The sequence below is a fragment of the Sphingomonas sp. HMP9 genome (assembly GCF_013374115.1).
Classification (GTDB): Bacteria; Pseudomonadota; Alphaproteobacteria; order Sphingomonadales; family Sphingomonadaceae; genus Sphingomonas.
On record NZ_AP022673.1, the window covers coordinates 3,843,153 to 3,859,911 of the forward strand.

The 16,759-nt window shown below is 66.2% G+C and carries 15 protein-coding genes and 1 pseudogene; 8 read left to right on the plus strand and 8 right to left on the minus strand.

Going from position 1 to position 16,759, the window contains the following annotated elements; genetic code table 11:
* The first annotated feature begins 70 nt into the window (after positions 1-70).
* Positions 71-1,189, plus strand: a complete 1,119-nt coding sequence (locus HMP09_RS18500; RefSeq protein ID WP_232090453.1) for an RcnB family protein — start codon at positions 71-73, stop codon at positions 1,187-1,189.
* A gap of 1 nt (position 1,190) precedes the next feature.
* On the opposite strand, the gene HMP09_RS17470 is transcribed toward HMP09_RS18500, so the two are convergent.
* The 5 genes from HMP09_RS17470 to HMP09_RS17490 form a co-directional block, all read right to left on the minus strand.
* Complete coding sequence (locus HMP09_RS17470; RefSeq protein ID WP_176501387.1) at positions 1,191-2,615, minus strand: hypothetical protein; 1,425 nt, start codon at positions 2,613-2,615, stop codon at positions 1,191-1,193.
* Positions 2,616-3,057: 442 nt separating this feature from the next.
* Complete coding sequence (gene lpdA / locus HMP09_RS17475) at positions 3,058-4,452, minus strand: dihydrolipoyl dehydrogenase (RefSeq protein WP_176501388.1); 1,395 nt, start codon at positions 4,450-4,452, stop codon at positions 3,058-3,060.
* 16 nt (positions 4,453-4,468) lie between these two features.
* Positions 4,469-4,810, minus strand: a complete 342-nt coding sequence (locus HMP09_RS17480) for an acyl-CoA thioesterase (RefSeq protein ID WP_107952653.1) — start codon at positions 4,808-4,810, stop codon at positions 4,469-4,471.
* A 44-nt stretch (positions 4,811-4,854) separates the two neighbouring features.
* Positions 4,855-5,079: a hypothetical protein gene (locus tag HMP09_RS17485; RefSeq protein ID WP_176501389.1), complete on the minus strand. Its 225-nt coding sequence runs from the start codon at positions 5,077-5,079 to the stop codon at positions 4,855-4,857.
* Between the two features lie 118 nt (positions 5,080-5,197).
* A complete protein-coding gene (locus HMP09_RS17490; RefSeq protein WP_176501390.1) occupies positions 5,198-6,553 on the minus strand; it encodes a pyruvate dehydrogenase complex dihydrolipoamide acetyltransferase in 1,356 nt (451 codons plus the stop codon).
* Between the two features lie 122 nt (positions 6,554-6,675).
* Here HMP09_RS17490 and HMP09_RS17495 point away from each other — a divergent pair, with 122 nt between their 5' ends.
* Positions 6,676-7,131 (plus strand): universal stress protein, encoded by a 456-nt coding sequence (locus HMP09_RS17495; protein WP_176501391.1) that lies wholly within the window; start codon positions 6,676-6,678, stop codon positions 7,129-7,131.
* A 12-nt stretch (positions 7,132-7,143) separates the two neighbouring features.
* Here HMP09_RS17495 and HMP09_RS17500 read toward each other — a convergent pair whose 3' ends face one another.
* Positions 7,144-7,815 carry a PAS domain-containing protein gene (locus HMP09_RS17500; RefSeq protein WP_176501392.1) on the minus strand — a complete coding sequence of 224 codons (672 nt, stop codon included), beginning with the start codon at positions 7,813-7,815 and terminating at the stop codon, positions 7,144-7,146.
* Positions 7,816-7,984: 169 nt separating this feature from the next.
* On the opposite strand from HMP09_RS17500, the gene HMP09_RS17505 reads away from it, so the two are divergent.
* On the plus strand, positions 7,985-9,274 hold the full coding sequence (locus HMP09_RS17505; protein WP_176501393.1) for a M28 family metallopeptidase: 1,290 nt from the start codon (positions 7,985-7,987) through the stop codon (positions 9,272-9,274).
* A gap of 54 nt (positions 9,275-9,328) precedes the next feature.
* Here the strand turns inward: HMP09_RS17505 and HMP09_RS17510 are convergent, their stop codons facing one another.
* Positions 9,329-11,656 (minus strand): putative bifunctional diguanylate cyclase/phosphodiesterase, encoded by a 2,328-nt coding sequence (locus HMP09_RS17510; RefSeq protein WP_232090454.1) that lies wholly within the window; start codon positions 11,654-11,656, stop codon positions 9,329-9,331.
* A gap of 201 nt (positions 11,657-11,857) precedes the next feature.
* Entirely contained in the window at positions 11,858-13,621 is a 1,764-nt protein-coding gene (locus HMP09_RS17515) for a fatty acyl-AMP ligase (protein WP_176501395.1), read from the minus strand.
* A gap of 96 nt (positions 13,622-13,717) precedes the next feature.
* On the opposite strand from HMP09_RS17515, the gene HMP09_RS17520 reads away from it, so the two are divergent.
* From HMP09_RS17520 to HMP09_RS18505, 5 genes and pseudogenes are all read left to right on the plus strand, one after another.
* A complete protein-coding gene (locus HMP09_RS17520) occupies positions 13,718-14,431 on the plus strand; it encodes a regulatory protein RecX (RefSeq protein WP_332103239.1) in 714 nt (237 codons plus the stop codon).
* 92 nt (positions 14,432-14,523) lie between these two features.
* Complete coding sequence (locus HMP09_RS17525) at positions 14,524-15,099, plus strand: cold-shock protein (RefSeq protein WP_176501396.1); 576 nt, start codon at positions 14,524-14,526, stop codon at positions 15,097-15,099.
* 68 nt (positions 15,100-15,167) lie between these two features.
* Positions 15,168-15,593, plus strand: a complete 426-nt coding sequence (locus tag HMP09_RS17530; protein WP_232090456.1) for a DUF192 domain-containing protein — start codon at positions 15,168-15,170, stop codon at positions 15,591-15,593.
* 323 nt (positions 15,594-15,916) lie between these two features.
* Complete coding sequence (locus HMP09_RS17535; RefSeq protein ID WP_176501398.1) at positions 15,917-16,309, plus strand: NADH:ubiquinone oxidoreductase subunit NDUFA12; 393 nt, start codon at positions 15,917-15,919, stop codon at positions 16,307-16,309.
* A gap of 197 nt (positions 16,310-16,506) precedes the next feature.
* Positions 16,507-16,740 (plus strand): annotated as a pseudogene (locus tag HMP09_RS18505) (DUF2155 domain-containing protein); the annotation flags it as partial.
* Positions 16,741-16,759 lie beyond the last annotated feature (19 nt).

A 16,759-nucleotide genomic window follows, 5' to 3' on the forward strand; every position in this document is an offset into this window, starting at 1 on the left:
GCTTGGTAAGCAACGCCTTAAGAAATCCGGCGTTTGCGCTGGATCGGGTGGCACAACCAGGGAGACGGACATGCGAAGGCTTTTGATCGCGAGCGCGGGGCTGGCGCTGGCAGGCGGTGCGGCAGAGGCTCAGCGACCGGCCCCGGGTGCGAGCTATCCTGTGCCCGGCACCGCCCGCGGCACGGCGATGCAGGCGCCTATGGCACGCCCCAGCCGTCCAGGGCCGATCGCCGCGCAGATGCCCGTCGTAGAGGCGCCGACGCGATCGGTCCCTGGTCCTCGGTCTTCGCGCTGGGGCAGCAAGATCGGCGGGCGCTGGTGGGCGGGCGCAAACGCGCCCGGCGGCTGGGCCGGCTATCGCCGTCCGCACCGCGGCTGGGCGGTGCCTGCCTATTGGAATGCGCCGCGCTTCTACGTCGGCGACTGGTCGAACTACGGCCTCGCGCAGCCACCCCAGGGCTATAACTGGACTCGCTATTACGATGATGCGGTGCTGATCGACGCGCGTGGATCGGTCTACGATACGACCAGCGACATCGATTGGGATCGTACCGGCGGTGGCGGCTATGTCGCGGCCGACCCGCGCGCCTATGCGCGGAACGATACGGTCTATTCGGGCCCGAGCGAGCGCGGGTACGTCGCGCCCTACACGGATCGCCCAGTGCCCCATCGCGACACCGGTCTGGGTGGCGCGGCGATTGGCGCTGTCGCGGGCGGCGTCGCTGGCAACGTTATTGCGGGGCGTGGCAATCGGCTCGGCGGGACGTTGATCGGGACCGGTCTCGGGGCTGGGGCCGGCTATGCGATCGACAAGGCAGACGATCGTGGTCGCCCAGTACCGCCGCCGGTTCCTGGCTATGGCGTCGGTTACGCGCCGCCGCCCGCGGACGCCGCCGACGATGCGCCGTCGTCCTACGCAGCCGACTACCCGCCGTCGTCCTACGCAGCCGACTACCCGCCGTCCTATGACGCCGGATACCCGCAATCCCGCAGCCATACCGTGGCACCGGGGGGCAGCTGGACGTCGCCGGATGGTCTCACCACGGTGACCACGACCAGCGGTCGCGCGTACCCGGCCGGCTCGACGACGGTGGTCGTGCAGTCCGTGCCGGTGACGACGACAACCACCACCACCGACTATTACGACGCGGCGCCCTATCCGCGGAAAAAGCTGCCCCGCCGTCGGTAGCTCAGCCGAGCATGCCAGCGTAAGTCTGCGGCGGTTGGGGCAGCAGGACGCGTGCCGCAATGCCGCTGCCGGCGACCAGAAGGAGCGTTCCTGCGCCCACCGCGAATATCCTGCGCGGTGGCAGGCGATCGGCGAGTAGCACGGTCGCCACCGCGGTCGCGATCATCGGCCACAGGTGATAGCGCAGGTCGGACGCGATGCTCAGGACCGCGAAGCTCGCCTCGAGCGCCAGCGCGGACACGAGCAGCGCGGTCGCGAGGTCGCGGACCGGATCACGCGGACGCGACAGGCTCGCGGCAAGTGCGGTGATCGCGACGACGATCCACGCGATTGGCCAGCCGAGCGGCGTCTCGACGACGACGGCGGTTAGCGCCTCCCACGCGCGCCCGCCGACACGGGGGTTGGCGAGGCCGAGCGTGTTCGGCTCGGACGCGGCGGGCGGTGCTGCGCTCGGCCAGTGGAACGGGACCAGCCAGCGGTCGGTCGAGTTCAGGTGCGCGAGGCGGTGCCCGGCATAGGCGATCGGATGATGCAGTGCCGCCGATGCCAGCGTCACGTATAAAGTCGCGGTCGGCAGTGCGCGCAGCCTTGTCATCGTCGTCCCGCAATGCGCCTCGTCGCCCAGCGGATCCCAGAAGAACGGCTTCGCGCACCGCCGGGCGATCACGGTCGCCGTTTCCGACCGGGTCAGGCCGGTGGTGTCGCTGTCCGGCGCGCGTGCGGCGATACCGGCAAGGTCGTAAAGTGCCTGAGTCGCTTCGACCCCGCTATGCTGGGCGCGGAGGATCTGGTGGTTCACGACAGGCGCCACGCCGAGCACGAGGACTACCGCCACGAAACCGGTCACCAGCTTCGCCAACGGGTGCGTTGGGCGCGAAGCGAGGGCGATGACCAAAGGCACAACGATAAACACGGCATTGGCGCGGACCAGCACCGCATAGACGAGCAGTAGCGCCACCAGGACCCGCATCGCGCCGGGAAGGGGGCGACGGCCAAGCCGCCACCAGCCGATGATGCCGATCGCGGCAAGCAGCGCGCCGGCAAGTTGCGCGTCCTTGAGGACAACGCCCTGCCAGCCGAGGAACGGCGGGAGCAGCCCGATCGCAAGGATCGCTGTTGCGCTGCGAGCGCGGCCAATTTGGGCCAGTGCAGCCGCGATCAGCCCTAGGCCAAGCCAATAGGTGGCAAGCTGGACGACCAGCATCGGCGTTGCACCGGGCCCGAGCGGTGCGAGCAATGCCCAAACCCGCGCCATCGCCGGCGGGTGCCAGTCGTCGTACACCCCCGAAAGGACCTGCCGATATTGCGCGACGGTGTCGTACATCGCGGTGCCCGGCCAGAAGAGCGCGAGCGAGGCGATGCACAGCGCTGCCGCCGCGATGGCGATGTGGCGCTGGGTAATCCGGGAGGCAGGTTCGATCGACATTCGCGGGTCCTGCACCATTGGCTTTCGGCGCCACATAATCCCGAGGGCAGGGACCTTGTGGACGGCGCGACCTTTTGATGCGTCTCGCGCGAGGGTCAAGCGATATAGGGCCGATACGGGATAGTTCGCCCGGATAGGTCGGTCGGATATTGGAATGATCGCAAGGTCTGGCACGACCGAATGCCCCGCGATAACCCCGTCATCCTGACGAAAGTCAGGATCCAGAGTTACAAAGAGCTGCGATCGGTACCCTGGATCCTGACTTTCGTCAGGATGACGCGGGATAGGGTGCGCGCCATACCCCTTCTGATCCTCCCCGCCAGGGGGAGGTGGCGCCGAAGGCGACGGAGGGGGAGGCCACGAAACCGAGGTTTCTCCTGCCGCCCTCTCAGTTCGGCAATAACCAGACACCCCCCTGGCGAGGGAGGATTGAGAGATTGCTTCAGTAGTGGATCGACCGGCCGTACGCGCCGAGAACGCTTTCGTGCATCATCTCGCTGAGCGTCGGATGCGCGAACACCGTCTCCATCAGCTCGGCCTCGGTCGTCTCGAGCTGGCGCGCGACGACATAGCCCTGGATCAGTTCGGTGACTTCTGCACCCACCATGTGCGCGCCGAGCAGCTCGCCGGTCTTCGCGTCGAACACTGTCTTCACGAAACCCTCGGCCTCGCCGAGCGCGATCGCCTTGCCGTTGCCGATGAACGGGAATTTCCCGACCTTCAACTCGTAGCCGGCTTCCTTGGCCTTAGCCTCGGTCATGCCGACGCTCGCGACCTGCGGGCGCGAATAGGTGCAGCCAGGGATGTTGGCCTTGTCCATCTGGTGCGGCGAACCGCCCGCGATCTTCTCGACCGCGATGATGCCCTCATGGCTGGCCTTGTGCGCGAGCCACGGTGCGCCGGTGACGTCGCCGATCGCCCAGATGCCGTCGACATTGGTGCGGCCATAGCCGTCGGTCTTGATGTGGCCGCGGTCGGTTTCGACGCCGAGCGCTTCCAGCCCGATATTCTCGGTGTTGGGAACGATCCCGATCGCGACGATCGCGTGGCTGAACGTCTCTTCGACGACCTTGCCGTCCTTGTGCTTGATCTTCGCGGTGACGCCGTTGCCCGACGGTGCCAGACCTTCGAGGCCGGTGCCGGTCAGGAGCTTGATGCCCTGCTTGGTCAGCGCCTTGTCCATGAACGCGGAGACTTCCTCGTCCTCAACCGGCAGGATCCGCGGGAGCATCTCGACGATCGTCACGTCGGCGCCCATATCGTTGTAGAAGCTGGCGAACTCTACGCCGATCGCGCCCGATCCGATGACCAGCAGCTTGGTCGGCATCTCGGTCGGCACCATCGCGTGACGATAGGTCCAGATGACCTTGCCGTCGGCTTTGGCGAACGACAGGTCGCGCGCGCGGGCGCCAGTGGCGACGATGATGTTTTTGGCTTCGAGCTCGACGGTCTTGTCGCCCTGCTTGACGCTCAGCTTGCCCTTGGCGGTCACGGTGCCGACGCCTTCGACGACGGTCACCTTGTTCTTCTTCATCAGGCCTTTGACGCCTGCGTTCAGCTGGCCCGCGACCTTGCGGCTGCGGTCGACGACCTTGGCGAGATCGAAGCCGACATTGTCCGCTTTCAGGCCATAGCTCTCGGCGTTCTGCATGTAATGATAGATTTCCGACGTGCGCAGCAGCGCCTTGGTCGGGATGCAGCCCCAGTTGAGGCAGATGCCGCCGAGGCGCTCACGCTCGACGATCGCGACCTTGAGGCCGAGCTGCGACGCGCGGATCGCGGCGACGTACCCGCCGGGGCCCGAGCCGAGGATGACGAGATCATAGGTATCAGCCACGGGATAGTCCTTTGGATTAGTTGGTTTCGGGCGGCACGGGCCGCGGTTTGCGGTCGTCGCCGACCGCCACGAAGATGAAGCGCGCCTGGGTCACCTTGCAGCTGTCGTTGCTGTGGCGCGCGCGGCGCCACGCCTCGACCTCGATCGTCATCGACGTACGGCCGACCGCGATCAGGTGTGCGTAGACCGACACCTCGTCGCCGACGACGACGGGCATGTGAAATTTCATCGCATCGGCGGCGATCGTGACGGCGCGCCCGCCGCTCCGCCTGGATGCGACCGAACCGGCTGCGAGATCCATCTGCCCCATCAGCCAGCCGCCAAAGATGTCACCGTAAGGGTTGGCATCGGCGGGCATCGCCGTGACGCGGATCGTCGGCGCCGTGTTGGGGGGTAGGTCGGTCACGCTTCACTCCTGCGGGTCTGGCCGCTGTTCCCGGTGTCGAGGCGGCGAGCACGACGCAATGGCCCCACGCCCATCAGCACGGTCGCCACCATCGCTGCGGCCCCGCACGTCCAAATCACGTCCTGCCCGAGCGGATAGGACCATGCCGCCGCCCAGGTGATCGCGACTGCCACCCCGAGTCCGACGAGGATGTGCAAGATTTCGATGGTCGTCTTCGTCATGTCGAGCCCGCCCTAAACCGTCGGTGCCCGGCAAAGCCGAGGCGCATGAGACTCATGCGCCTCGGCTTCGATCAGGGCGAACGAGGTGGGAGGGAAGGTCGCGGTCATGCCTTTCAGCTTACGCCAGCATGCCCAGCGGGTTCTCGACGAGATGCTTGAACGCCTTCATGAACTGCGCACCGTCCGCACCATCGATCGCGCGGTGATCGAAGCTGCCGGTTGCCGACATAACGGTCGCCACGATCAGTTCGTCGCCCACCACATACGGACGCTTCTCGCCCGCGCCGACCGCGAGGATCATCGCCTGGGGTGGGTTGATGACCGCGTCGAACTGCGTGATGCCGAACATGCCCATGTTGCTGATCGAGGCGGTGCCGCCCTGATATTCCTCGGGCTTCAGCTTGCCGTCGCGGGCACGAGCGGCGAGGTCCTTCATCTGCGTCGAGATCGACGACAGCGAGGCGGTGTCCGCGCCGACGATGATCGGCGTGATCAGACCCGACGGCGTGCTGACCGCGACCGAGATGTCGGCGCGTGCGAACGTGATCAGCTGGTCGGGCGTGAACATCACGTTGCAGCTCGGCACCTGCATGAGTGCGACGGCCTGCGCCTTGATCAGCAGGTCGTTGACCGACAGCTTCACGCCGCGCGATTCGAGGCTCTTGTTCAGGTCGCCGCGCAGCTTGAGCAGCGCGTCGAGGCGGATGTTCACGGTCAGGTAGATGTGCGGAACGGTCTGCTTCGATTCGGTCAGGCGACGCGCGATCGTCTTGCGCACGTTGCTGAGCTTGGTCGCCTCGTGCGGGATATCCGGCACGGTCGCAGGCTTGGCGGCCGGTGCGAGCGCGCCAGCAGCGGCAGTCGGCGCAGCGTCGGTCTTCGCCTCAACGGGTGCCGCACCCGGCTTTGCGCTCTCGACGTCGGCCTTGACGATGCGACCCTTGGGGCCCGAACCTGAGACAGCGCCGAGATCGATCCCCTTGTCGGCGGCCAGGCGGCGGGCGAGCGGGCTCGCCTTCACGCGGTCACCACTGGCGGGAGCGGATGCGGACGCAGCGCCGGCGTCCGCGGGACGACCGTGATCCTCAGCCGAAGCCTCGGTCCGCTGGACCGGCTTGGCCTCGCTGCCGGTATTGTTCGGATCCTTGGGGTCGGGCCTGGCTTCCGATTCCTTCGCGGCGGGCTCTGGCGTCTCGCTCTTGGTCGGTGCCGACACCGACGACGCATCCTCGCCCTCTTCGGCGATGATCGCGATGACCGTGCCGACCTTCACATTGTCGGTACCCTCGGCGACGAGGATCTTGACGACGGTGCCTTCATCGACGGCTTCGAATTCCATCGTCGCCTTGTCGGTCTCGATCTCGGCCATCAGGTCGCCGGATTTCACGACGTCGCCCTCCTTGATCAACCATTTGGCGAGGGTACCCTCCTCCATGGTCGGGGACAGCGCAGGCATCTTGATCTCGATCGACATGGATTTCCCCAGGGCGTGACGTAACGGCATGCCTACTCGCGCCCTCGTCCGCTCGGGTCAACCCCGCCGCACTTGCGTATCGACCCGCCGCGGCCCAATTACCGCCAATAACGGGGGCGAAAATGCGCATTTATCTGGTGGTGATCGACGACAGTCCCGAAGCGGGCATCGCCCTGCGCTTCGCCGCGCGCCGCGCGGTGAAGACTGGCGGCGGCGTCGAGATCCTGACGGTGATCCCGCCGCAGGAGTTCATCGCGTTCGGCGGCGTCCAGGCGACGATCGAGGAAGAAGCGCGCCTGCATGCCGAAGGGCTGGTCGCGGGTGCTGCGGGCACGCTGCTGGAGGAGTCCGGCTTACGTCCGTCGATCACCGTGCGTGAAGGCGAGAGCCCGAAGATCATCCGCGAGATGATTGCCGCAAACCCGGATATCGCGGCGCTGGTGCTCGGCGCTGCGGCGACCGGTGCCCCAGGCGAGCTCATCGCGCATTTCGCAGGCACCGATGCGGGCGCGCTACCCGTGCCGGTCATGATAATCCCCGGATCGCTGACCCGCGAGGCGATCGACCGGCTCAGTTGAGCGTGGCGGCGTTCAACTGAGCGCCATCGTCGCGTGCGTGCTCAACAGGCGTTCCACGCTGTCGATCCCGGTCTTCGTCAACTGCAACGCGTCGAGATCGCGGTCCGGCGGCTCGATCAGGGACTTGGCCTGCAATACGCGTATCCAGCGACCGAGCGTCGATCGGGACAGGCGCAGCTGGTCGGCAACAAAATCGACGCAGGCGATCCGGCTCTCGGCTTCTGCGACGTACACGATCAGCAATGTCGTCCAGGCATGATCGGCGAACAAGTCGGACCCAAGCACCGCGTCGCGAGCACGGATGATATCCAGCAAGTCCTTGGCGCGGCGCCAAAGATGATGAGGCATGCCCCCGCCGTTGATATGGTCGGCCAGGGTAGGCGCGGTGCACAACGTGCCGATCAGTCTTCCCGACTGCCCGTTGCCGAGTCGCGAAACCTGGACTTCGAGGGTGATGACGTCGCCTTCGCCACCGATATAGCGTTTTCGGATGCGGGCGGAATTGCCGTTAGGCTGCAATGCGGCAATATGCGTCAGGTTGCGCATGACGTCCTCGGGATGCGTGATCGAGAGGTAGGACACGCCCAAAAGCTGTTTCTGCGTGCGTTGCAGCACCGTGGCGACCGGTTCGTCTATCGCCAGGATTACACCGTCGCCGTCCGAAACAGAATGGCCAATGATCATTTTCGGTCCTTGCACGCTCGATCGTCTAATAGCGCTTAGCTTACAAAGTCTCAAACATCTGATCGGTTCATTTTTTAATAACATCTTGGTGTCGCGGCAAATTATCGGGCCGTTACAATTGCAGCGCTACCCTCTTGAGCGCGACGCGAGATCAGGCCACGATGCGTGCATGCCTATTTTTGCCGTTCCGCTGCTTCTCGCCGCCGCCGCCCCTTATCCTGCTCCATCGCCGGTTCGCCTGAAGGCGGACGTCACCACGATGGTCGGCTTCGGTACGCGGCACACCGCGTCGATCACCACCGACCCGAAACGCGGTATCGGTGCCGCCCGCAACTGGGCCGCCAGCCGGTTCCAGGCGATCGCTGCGACGTGCGGCGGTTGCATCACCGTCGATCGTATTTCGCGCCGCTTCACGGGCCCGCGTGCACCGACCGGCGTCATCGTGGAGGATGTGCTCGGCATCCAGAAGGGCCGCGATCCGAACCGCGTCGTTATCGTCGGCGCGCATATCGACAGTCGTGTCACCGACGTGATGAACGTCACCTCCGATGCGCCCGGCGCGAACGACAATGCGTCGGGCGTCGCGCTGGTGCTGGAGGCGGCGCGCTTGCTGTCGCAACGCCAGTTCGACGCGACAATCGTGTATGCCGTGTTCTCCGGCGAGGAGCAGGGCCTGTGGGGTGCCGAACTGCTCGCCGACACCGCGAAGGCGCGCGGCTGGCAAGTGTCTGCGATGCTCAACAACGATATCGTCGGCAATACGGTGGGGCAGGGCGGCGTACGCGTCGCCGACACGGTACGCGTATTCTCGGAAGGCATCCGCGCATCGGAGGATCTGGTCGCCCAGCAGGGGCGCCGCGCGGAGGGGGGCGAGGATGACGGCCCCAGTCGTGCGCTGGCCAAGGCGATCGACGGCATCGCCGTGGGCATTCCCGGCGGCCTCGATGTCATAATCGATCGCCGGCCGGACCGGTTCGGTCGTGGCGGCGATCACGAACCTTTCCTGAAGCTTGGCTATCCCGCGGTACGGTTCTCGGTGGCGGCGGAGAATTGGGATCGCCAGCATCAGGATCTGCGCACCGAACAGGGCGTGCTCTACGGTGATACGATCGAGGGTATGGACTTCCCGTATCTCGCCAAGGTCACCGCGATCAACGTCGCGACGCTGTCGCGGATCGCCAGCGCACCTGCTGCGCCCGAAGACGTGTCGATCGCCGGCGCGCTGTCCCGCGACACGACGGTGAAGTGGACTGCGGTACCGGGCGCCGCCGGCTACCGCGTCCGGTGGCGTCGCAACGACGCCCAGACCTGGGCGGAGACCCGCGACGTTACCGGGACCGGGACGGTCCTGACGCAGGTGCCGGTCGACGACAATTTCGTCGGCGTCTCCGCGCTTTCGGCCATTGGCGCGGAAAGCCTGGTCAGCTTCGCGGGACGCGACCGCCGGCCGACCCGGTAACCGCACGTCCGCCCGACCATCTGCCGCCCTGGCATCGGTAGGTCATGCGGCGGGTCATGCGGCGGCCGAGGCTCTCCAGCGCCCGTTTGCCAGCGCGCACGCCTGTTCGCAGGGCATGGGGCGGCCTAAATAAAAGCCCTGGACGTTGGTGCAGCCGATCGCCTGCGCCATGCGGTGCTCGGCTTCGGTCTCGACGCCCTCGGCCGTCGTGCTGATGTCGAGGCTGTTGGCGAGCGCGATCACCGCGTGGACGATAGCGACCGCTTCGCGCATCCCGGCGGCGGCATCGCGGACGAAGCTTCGGTCGATCTTGATCGACGAGAACCGCGTGCGGCTGAGATAGCCCAGCGAGGAATGGCCAACGCCAAAATCGTCGAGGCTGAGCCGGACGCCCAGATCGAGCAGGCGCTCGAGGACCTTGGTCGCGCCGAGAGCCTCGGTCAGGAACACACCCTCGGTGACCTCGAGTTCGAGGCGATCCGCGGACAGGCCGGTGTTCGCCAGCGCGGACGTGACCGTCGTTACGAAATTGGGGTTCTGGAGCTGGTCGGCGGATACGTTGACCGCGACGCGGATGTCGGACGGCCATTTCGCCGCTTCCTCGCACGCGGTGCGCAGCGCCCACGCCCCGATCGGCGCGATCAGGCGCGCGTCTTCGGCGAGCGGGATGAACTTCTCGGGTGCGATGATCCCGAATCGTGGGCTCGTCCAGCGCAGCAGCGCCTCGAACGCGACGAGCGTTTCGCCGCGGGCATCGACCACCGGCTGATAGTCGAGGTGCATCTCGCCATTCTCGAGTGCGGTGCGAAGCGCCATTTCGAGGACGCGCCGCTCCTCTGCCTTCACGTGCAGTTCGGGCTCGTAGGTGCGATACACCCCGCGGCCGGCGTCCTTGGCACGGTAGAGCGCGAGATCGGCAGAGCGGACGAGCATCTCCGCGGTGCGCCCGTCGCGCGGGCCGATCGCGATGCCGACGCTGGCACCGATGTACAGCGTATGCGCGTCGATCTCATAGGGTTGCGACAGCGTCTCGATGATCCGCCGTGCAAGGTCCTCGATCGCGCCGGCGTCGCTCGCACCCCGCACGATGACCGCGAACTCGTCGCCGCCGAGGCGCCCGCACAGGCTCCCGTCCGCCATCAACGTCTCAAGCCGCTCGGACACGCAACCCAGCAGGCGATCGCCGATCGGATGGCCCAGCGTATCGTTGACCGCCTTGAACCGGTCGAGATCGAGCATCATGAACGCGTAGCGCCCGCCCCGGGCGTCGGCGTCCGCCATCGTCCTGACGAGCGTCTCGTTGATCATCAGCCGGTTGGGCAGCCCGGTCAGCACGTCGAACCGCGCCATCCGGTTGATCCGGTCTTCCGCCGCGCGCAACTCGGTGATGTCGGACGTAACGCCGCGAAATCCGTAAAATTCCCCATCGTCGCCGAACCGGGGGGAGGCGGCGATTTCCCACCATCGATCCTGCCCGTTGATCGTCACCGGCAGGCGGACGTCGCGGAAGCTGTCGCGACGGCGCAATTTCTCGGCAAGCGTCCGCAGTTCGGGCGCGAACGCTCCACTATCCCAGCCCGGACCGGCCAGCAGTTGCAGCAACGGCATGCCGTCGATCTCGCCAGGTTCGAGCCCGCACGCGACCGCGAATCGCGACGATGCGCGAACGATCCGGCGCATCGCGTCGGTCTCCCACAGCCAGTCCGCGCCGGTATCCTCGAACTCGCGCAGGAGCAGGCTCACGGTCTCGTCGCGTTCGTTCAGCACGATCTCGTTGGCGCGGATCAGGACGAGCGCACGGGCGCGGCTGATGCATCCCGCCATCAGCAAAAGGGTGAAACCCAGGATCCCGAACGCTGCCGAGGTCGTACCCGCGATCAGCAGTTGGATGACCATCGACGCGCCAAGATAACCCAGGAAGATCAGCGTCGCGAGCGCAAGCGGCGCCATCGCGAACGCCGCAGCCGTCATCAACAGGGTCAGCGTGATGCCTAGCCCGGCAGTCGTGCCCGAGGGCGCGTGCGTACAGAACAGGATCGGTACGCACGACCAGCCTAGCCCGAGCGCCAGACCCTCCCACCCCGTTCTGCGCAGGTCGCGGACGCTCGCCTGGCTTTCACCGATGTGGGGGACCGCCAGACGACGAAACCCGACCGAGACGGCAATCGCGACGAGCAACGCGGACCATGTGGTGATCTGCCATGCCGGAATGGTCGCGCTGACCAGGAACCCGGTTACCAGTATCGCCGCCAAATTGGCGGAGAGCAGGCCCAGCGCCATCTTGCGTCCGGCGAACAACTGCGCAGCACGGATACGGCTCCATTCGACATGGTCCGCCCCGCCGCCGCGAAGCCCCAATAGTCTGGGGAGATCGGCGGTCACGTGGCGTGACGGAGAAGGCGATGCAGGGCTCACGGCGTCGGTCATAGATCAGCTTGGTTATCAGATGGTTCTTATCAACCGTCGTGACTGCAATTTAGTTCGATCTGGATCAATCCACGCGGTCGCGTACGTCCTCGCACAGTTTCCTTCGCGTGTCAGCGGCGGCGGCGTGTACCGCTGCCCATCTCGGGCAGGGCGGTCTCAGGCTGCGATGTCGTACGGCTTGATGTCGCCGCTCAGATACAGGTTGCGCGCCTTGGCACGGCTGAGCTTGCCCGACGACGTACGCGGCAATGTGCGCGGCGGGATCAGTTCGATCAGGCAGTTCATGCCCGTCACCGAACGCACCCGCTCGCGGATCTCGTCGCGCAGGCGCAGACGTTCGGCTTCGTCCGAGCTGCGGCACTGGACCAGCACGGCAGGGGTTTCCTCACCGCCCGGCGTGGTGATCGCGAATGCGGCGATGTCGCCGGCCTTGAACCCGGGCAGCTGTTCCACTGCCCATTCGATGTCCTGCGGCCAGTGGTTCTTGCCATTGACGATGATCATGTCCTTGGCGCGGCCGACGATGTAGATGTAGCCGTCGGACATATAGCCCATGTCGCCGGTATCGAGCCAACCGTCCGCCATGCACGCTTCGGTCGCCGCATCGTCGCGGAAATAGCCGACCATCACCGACTTGCCGCTGCACCATACCTTGCCGATCGCGCGCTCGGGAAGCGGCGTGCCGTCCTCTTCGCGAATCTCGATCCGCATGTCGCGAACGGGCTTGCCGCAATTGACGATCGCGCGATACCGCTGCGGACGGTCACCACCACGGCTGCCACCGGACAGCTGGGTTTCCTCGACCAGCTCGACGCGGATGCCCTCGCCCGGCGGCATCAGCGACACCGCGAGCGTCGCTTCGGCGAGCCCATAGCTCGGCAGGAACGCGCTGGCCTTGAAGCCCGCATCGGCAAACGCATCGACGAACGACTGCATGACGTCGGGGCGGATCATGTCGGCACCGTTGCCCGCCACGCGCCAACGCGACAGGTCGAACCGGTCGCTCGCCTTGGTCTGGCTCGACATGCGGCGTGCGCAGATATCGTAGCCGAAGGTCGGCGAATAGCTGAGCGTCGTGCCCGTGTTGCGGCTGATCAGATCGAGCCAGGCGAGCGGACGCCGCGCGAAATCCTCGGTATTGAGATAGTCGGTCGAGACCTGGTTGGCGATCGGCGACAGGAAACAGCCGACCAGCCCCATGTCGTGATACCAGGGCAGCCACGAGACGCAGCGATCGGTGTCGCAGACTTCCATGCCGTGGCTATGCGCGGCGAGATTGTTCAGAAGCGCTGCGTGCGTGATGACGACGCCGTGCGGAAAACGCGTCGAGCCGCTCGAATATTGCAGATACGCGATGTCGTCCGGCTTGGCCTCGGGCAGCGTCGCCGCAGGCGCCTCGCGCGTGACGAATTCGGACCAGTCGATCCCGACGGTGCCCGACAGGCGTGCCGCTTCGCCCGCCATCTGCGCGAGTTCGGGCGGGAAGATCAGCATCTTCGGATCGCAGCTCGCGAGCTGGACGCGGAGCTGCTCGATATACGAATCGCGGCCACCGAACGACGTCGGCAGCGGCAAGGGCACCGGCCATGCGCCCGCATAGACGACGCCGAAGAACAACGCGGCGAACTCGGGGCCGGTCTCCGCGACCAGCGCGATCCGGTCGGCAGGCGCCACGCCGGCGGCGATCAGGCGATCGGCCATCGCGCGCGCATCGGTGCGGAGTTGCGCATAGGGGTAGGGCTGCGACAACGTGCCACGCGCGTCGTGGAAATTGAGCCCGCGGCTACCGCTGGCTGCGTAATCGAGCGCTTCGCCCAACGTACCGAAATCGGCGAAGCGGCGCGGCAGGGCGTCTTCGGTCGGCGTCGCAACGATCGCCGATACGGTCATGCCGTCCTTGTTGGCCGTGTCGGTCGTCATCGCAGTTCCTGCCTTGGTTCGTCGCGGCACTCGCGCACCACGCCTATCTTCAGTCTAGCCGTTCAACTTCGGGTGCCAGTGTGGCACAATGATGGCGTGACCGATGATAGCCACAGCGAAAGCACCGCGTTTTCACCGTCGCTGGACGCCGGCGACCAGGAAAACGACGCGTGCGGCAATGGCGGCAATGGCGGCGGCAGCCGGCGTGGTGGCAAGAGCTGGGGCAAAGGCGGCGCCAAGTCCGGCGGCAAGGAGCGCGGCAAGGATCGGGCACGCGAACGTCCTGCACCGAAACCGCTCGACGCCGCGGCGCTGGAGCAGATGGCGCTGCGCTACGTCGAGCGGTTCGCGACGACGCGGGGGCGGCTGACCGCGTATTTGATGCGCAAGATCCGCGAGCGGGGCTGGGACGGGGGCACCGGCGCCGCGCTGGCCGAGCCCGGCGAACTGGCGCAGCGTATGGCCGATCTCGGTTATGTCGACGACCGCGCCTTCGCCGAACAACGGGCTGCTGCGATGCAGCGACGCGGGCTGGGGGCACGGCGTGTCGCCGGGGCGTTTAGAGAGGCGGGCATCGACGAAGGCGACGCCGAGTCGATCGCGCCGGCGATCGCCGACCGTGCGATCGAATCAGCGCTCGCCTTCGCGCGGCGCAAACGAATCGGGCCCTACGGCACGGGCGAAGGCGACCGGAAACTTCATGAGAAACAGCTCGCGGCGATGCTTCGGGCGGGTCACCGTTTCGATCTGGCACGCAAAATTGTTGCTGCACCGCCGTCCGACACCCCCGAATCGATCGATTTCGACTGAGGATCGCAAGGATTCGTTGCGGCTGCGACGAACCGTGCTAGCAAGGCGTTCAGGGGTGTAACAATGCGTAACGACACGCAGCAGGTGCTGACATGCCGGTAGAGGTGGGGCCAGTGGAAGCGGGACCGACGATGCTCGAGGGCGTCGGCGCCGCAGAAACGCGCGCGATCGGCGGCGTCATCAAATGGTTCGACGTGACGCGCGGGTTCGGCTTCGCGGTGGCGGACGACGCAACGGTCGGCGATATCCTGGTGCACTTCTCCGTCCTGCAACCGCACGGTCGCCGAAGCCTTCCCGAAGGTACGCGGGTCGAGACCCTGTCGGTGCAACGCGGCCGCGGGTTCCAGGCGCGCGAGATCCTGTCGATCGACCTGACCAACGCGGTCGAGGAACCGGTCCGGGCACCGATATCGCCAGACCGGATCGATCCGATCGCAATGATCGACGCGGCGGGCCCGTTCGAGGCGGCGTCGGTGAAATGGTTCAACCGGTTGAAGGGCTATGGCTTTCTGGTACGGGGTGCCGATGGCAGCGACATCTTCGTCCACATGGAAACGCTACGCCGCGCCGGGATCGAGACGGTCGAACCCGATCAGCCGCTCCGCGCACGCGTCGTCGAAGGGCGTAAAGGGCCACTTGCCGTCGCGGTCGAAGAGGATCTTGGATGACGTTCGTTGCGAAAGCCGTGTTGGCGGGAGTGTTGGCACTGGGTGTCGGCGCAGGGGGTGTCGCATACATGAATAGCGGTGCTAAGTCGGACGCGACGACGGTCGCCACACTGCCGCTCACGATAAAGAGCGCGAACGGGACGCATGCGTTCCAGGTCGAGAGCGCGAAGACGGAGGTCGAGCAGGCGCGCGGACTGATGTTCCGCACCGACCTGAAGCCCGATGGCGGGATGCTGTTCTGGCCCTATCCCGCGACGGGCGGGGGCCCTGCCGCAGCGAACTTCTGGATGAAAAATACGCCGAGCCCGCTCGATATTGTCTACATCCGCGCGGACGGTACGATTGCCCGGATCGCCGAGAACACTGTGCCGTTTTCGGAAGCGCCGATCCCCTCGGGCGAGCCGGTCGGCGCGGTCCTGGAACTGATGGGCGGCCGTGCGGCGGAACTGGGGATCGCCGAGGGTGATCTGGTGACGTGGGACAAGGAAAAATAGGCAGTAGCCGTCTGTCGAACGTGTTCTGACGATCTCGTTCGGCCCGATATCGTAGAAGCAATCATACCGTCCCAGCCTGCGCCGGGGTAGGATATGTGGCTAGCCAACGTCTTCAGCGAAATGTTTCCCCGCGAAGGCGGGGACCCAGACTGGGCTCCCGCCTTCGCGGGAGAACAAGGAAGCGGGAACCGTTATAGACAACGGGGCTAACCTACACGGCGAACCTTCACGTTCCTCTCTGGCGGGGGAGCATAAGGTCCACGCAACGGCTTCCCGCAACGATCGAGGTTGAAGCCCGCCCCCACTCGGGTTAAGCGCCAGCCATGGGCTTTCTCGCATCGACTTTCACGTGGTGGAACGGCGCCACCCTCGGCACCAAATTCGGCTTGCGCAGCATGGCGAAGATGGGCGAGGACGCGCTTGGCAACGTCTATTACCAGGGCGGCAAGGATACCGCGGGCAACCCGCGCCGCTGGGTGATCTATCAGGGCGCTACCGACGCGAGCCGCGTCCCGCCGGCCTGGTTCAGCTGGCTGCATCACCAGGTCGACGACGTGCCCGATCGCGCGCTGCCGCCGATCCGTGCCTGGCAGAAGCCGGCGGTGCCGAACATGACCGGCACCGCGCTCGCCTATCGTCCGTCGGGGGCGCTCGAAAAGGGTGGACACCGTGCGGCTGCAACGGGTGATTACGAAGCCTGGACGCCCGAAGGGTGATCATGCGCTGGCTCGCTGCGGCCGTGTTGGTCGTGGCGTTGGCGGTGGGCGGCTGGTTCGGATACCGCGCGCTCACCACGCCTGCGACGCCGGTTGCCACGGTCCAGCAGGACCTGCCCGGCGCGGAGGACGCGGGCAATTCCTCGATCGAGACGATCGATACCGGGGGCGCGGCGATCGCCAATGGCGGCACGCCGATGGCGCAGCGCGTCGCGGTGCTGGGCCTGCTCAACAAGCGTAACGGCGAAACCCGCGAAGTGAGGCTGAAGCCCGGCCAGGCGACGCGGATGGGCGACGTTGTGCTGCGGCTGCGCGCCTGCGAACAGACTGCGCCATGGGAGCAGGAGCAGCTGACCGGCGCGTTCCTGCAGGTTCTGGTGCGCGGTGCCGATACGCATTGGCGACGGACGTTCTCGGGCTGGTTGTACAAGGAACGCCCCGCGCTGAACG

Coding starts and splice junctions, on each gene's coding strand:
- HMP09_RS17500 (WP_176501392.1), bottom strand. CDS start 7,815: ATGATCATTGGCCATTCTGTTTCGGACGGCGACGGTGTAATCCTGGCG.
- HMP09_RS17495 (WP_176501391.1), top strand. CDS start 6,676: ATGCGCATTTATCTGGTGGTGATCGACGACAGTCCCGAAGCGGGCATC.
- HMP09_RS17530 (WP_232090456.1), top strand. CDS start 15,168: ATGAATAGCGGTGCTAAGTCGGACGCGACGACGGTCGCCACACTGCCG.
- HMP09_RS17515 (WP_176501395.1), bottom strand. CDS start 13,621: ATGACGACCGACACGGCCAACAAGGACGGCATGACCGTATCGGCGATC.
- HMP09_RS17490 (WP_176501390.1), bottom strand. CDS start 6,553: ATGTCGATCGAGATCAAGATGCCTGCGCTGTCCCCGACCATGGAGGAG.
- HMP09_RS17470 (WP_176501387.1), bottom strand. CDS start 2,615: ATGTCGATCGAACCTGCCTCCCGGATTACCCAGCGCCACATCGCCATC.
- HMP09_RS17505 (WP_176501393.1), top strand. CDS start 7,985: ATGCCTATTTTTGCCGTTCCGCTGCTTCTCGCCGCCGCCGCCCCTTAT.
- HMP09_RS17525 (WP_176501396.1), top strand. CDS start 14,524: ATGCCGGTAGAGGTGGGGCCAGTGGAAGCGGGACCGACGATGCTCGAG.
- HMP09_RS17535 (WP_176501398.1), top strand. CDS start 15,917: ATGGGCTTTCTCGCATCGACTTTCACGTGGTGGAACGGCGCCACCCTC.
- HMP09_RS18500 (WP_232090453.1), top strand. CDS start 71: ATGCGAAGGCTTTTGATCGCGAGCGCGGGGCTGGCGCTGGCAGGCGGT.
- HMP09_RS17485 (WP_176501389.1), bottom strand. CDS start 5,079: ATGACGAAGACGACCATCGAAATCTTGCACATCCTCGTCGGACTCGGG.
- HMP09_RS17480 (WP_107952653.1), bottom strand. CDS start 4,810: ATGCCCGCCGATGCCAACCCTTACGGTGACATCTTTGGCGGCTGGCTG.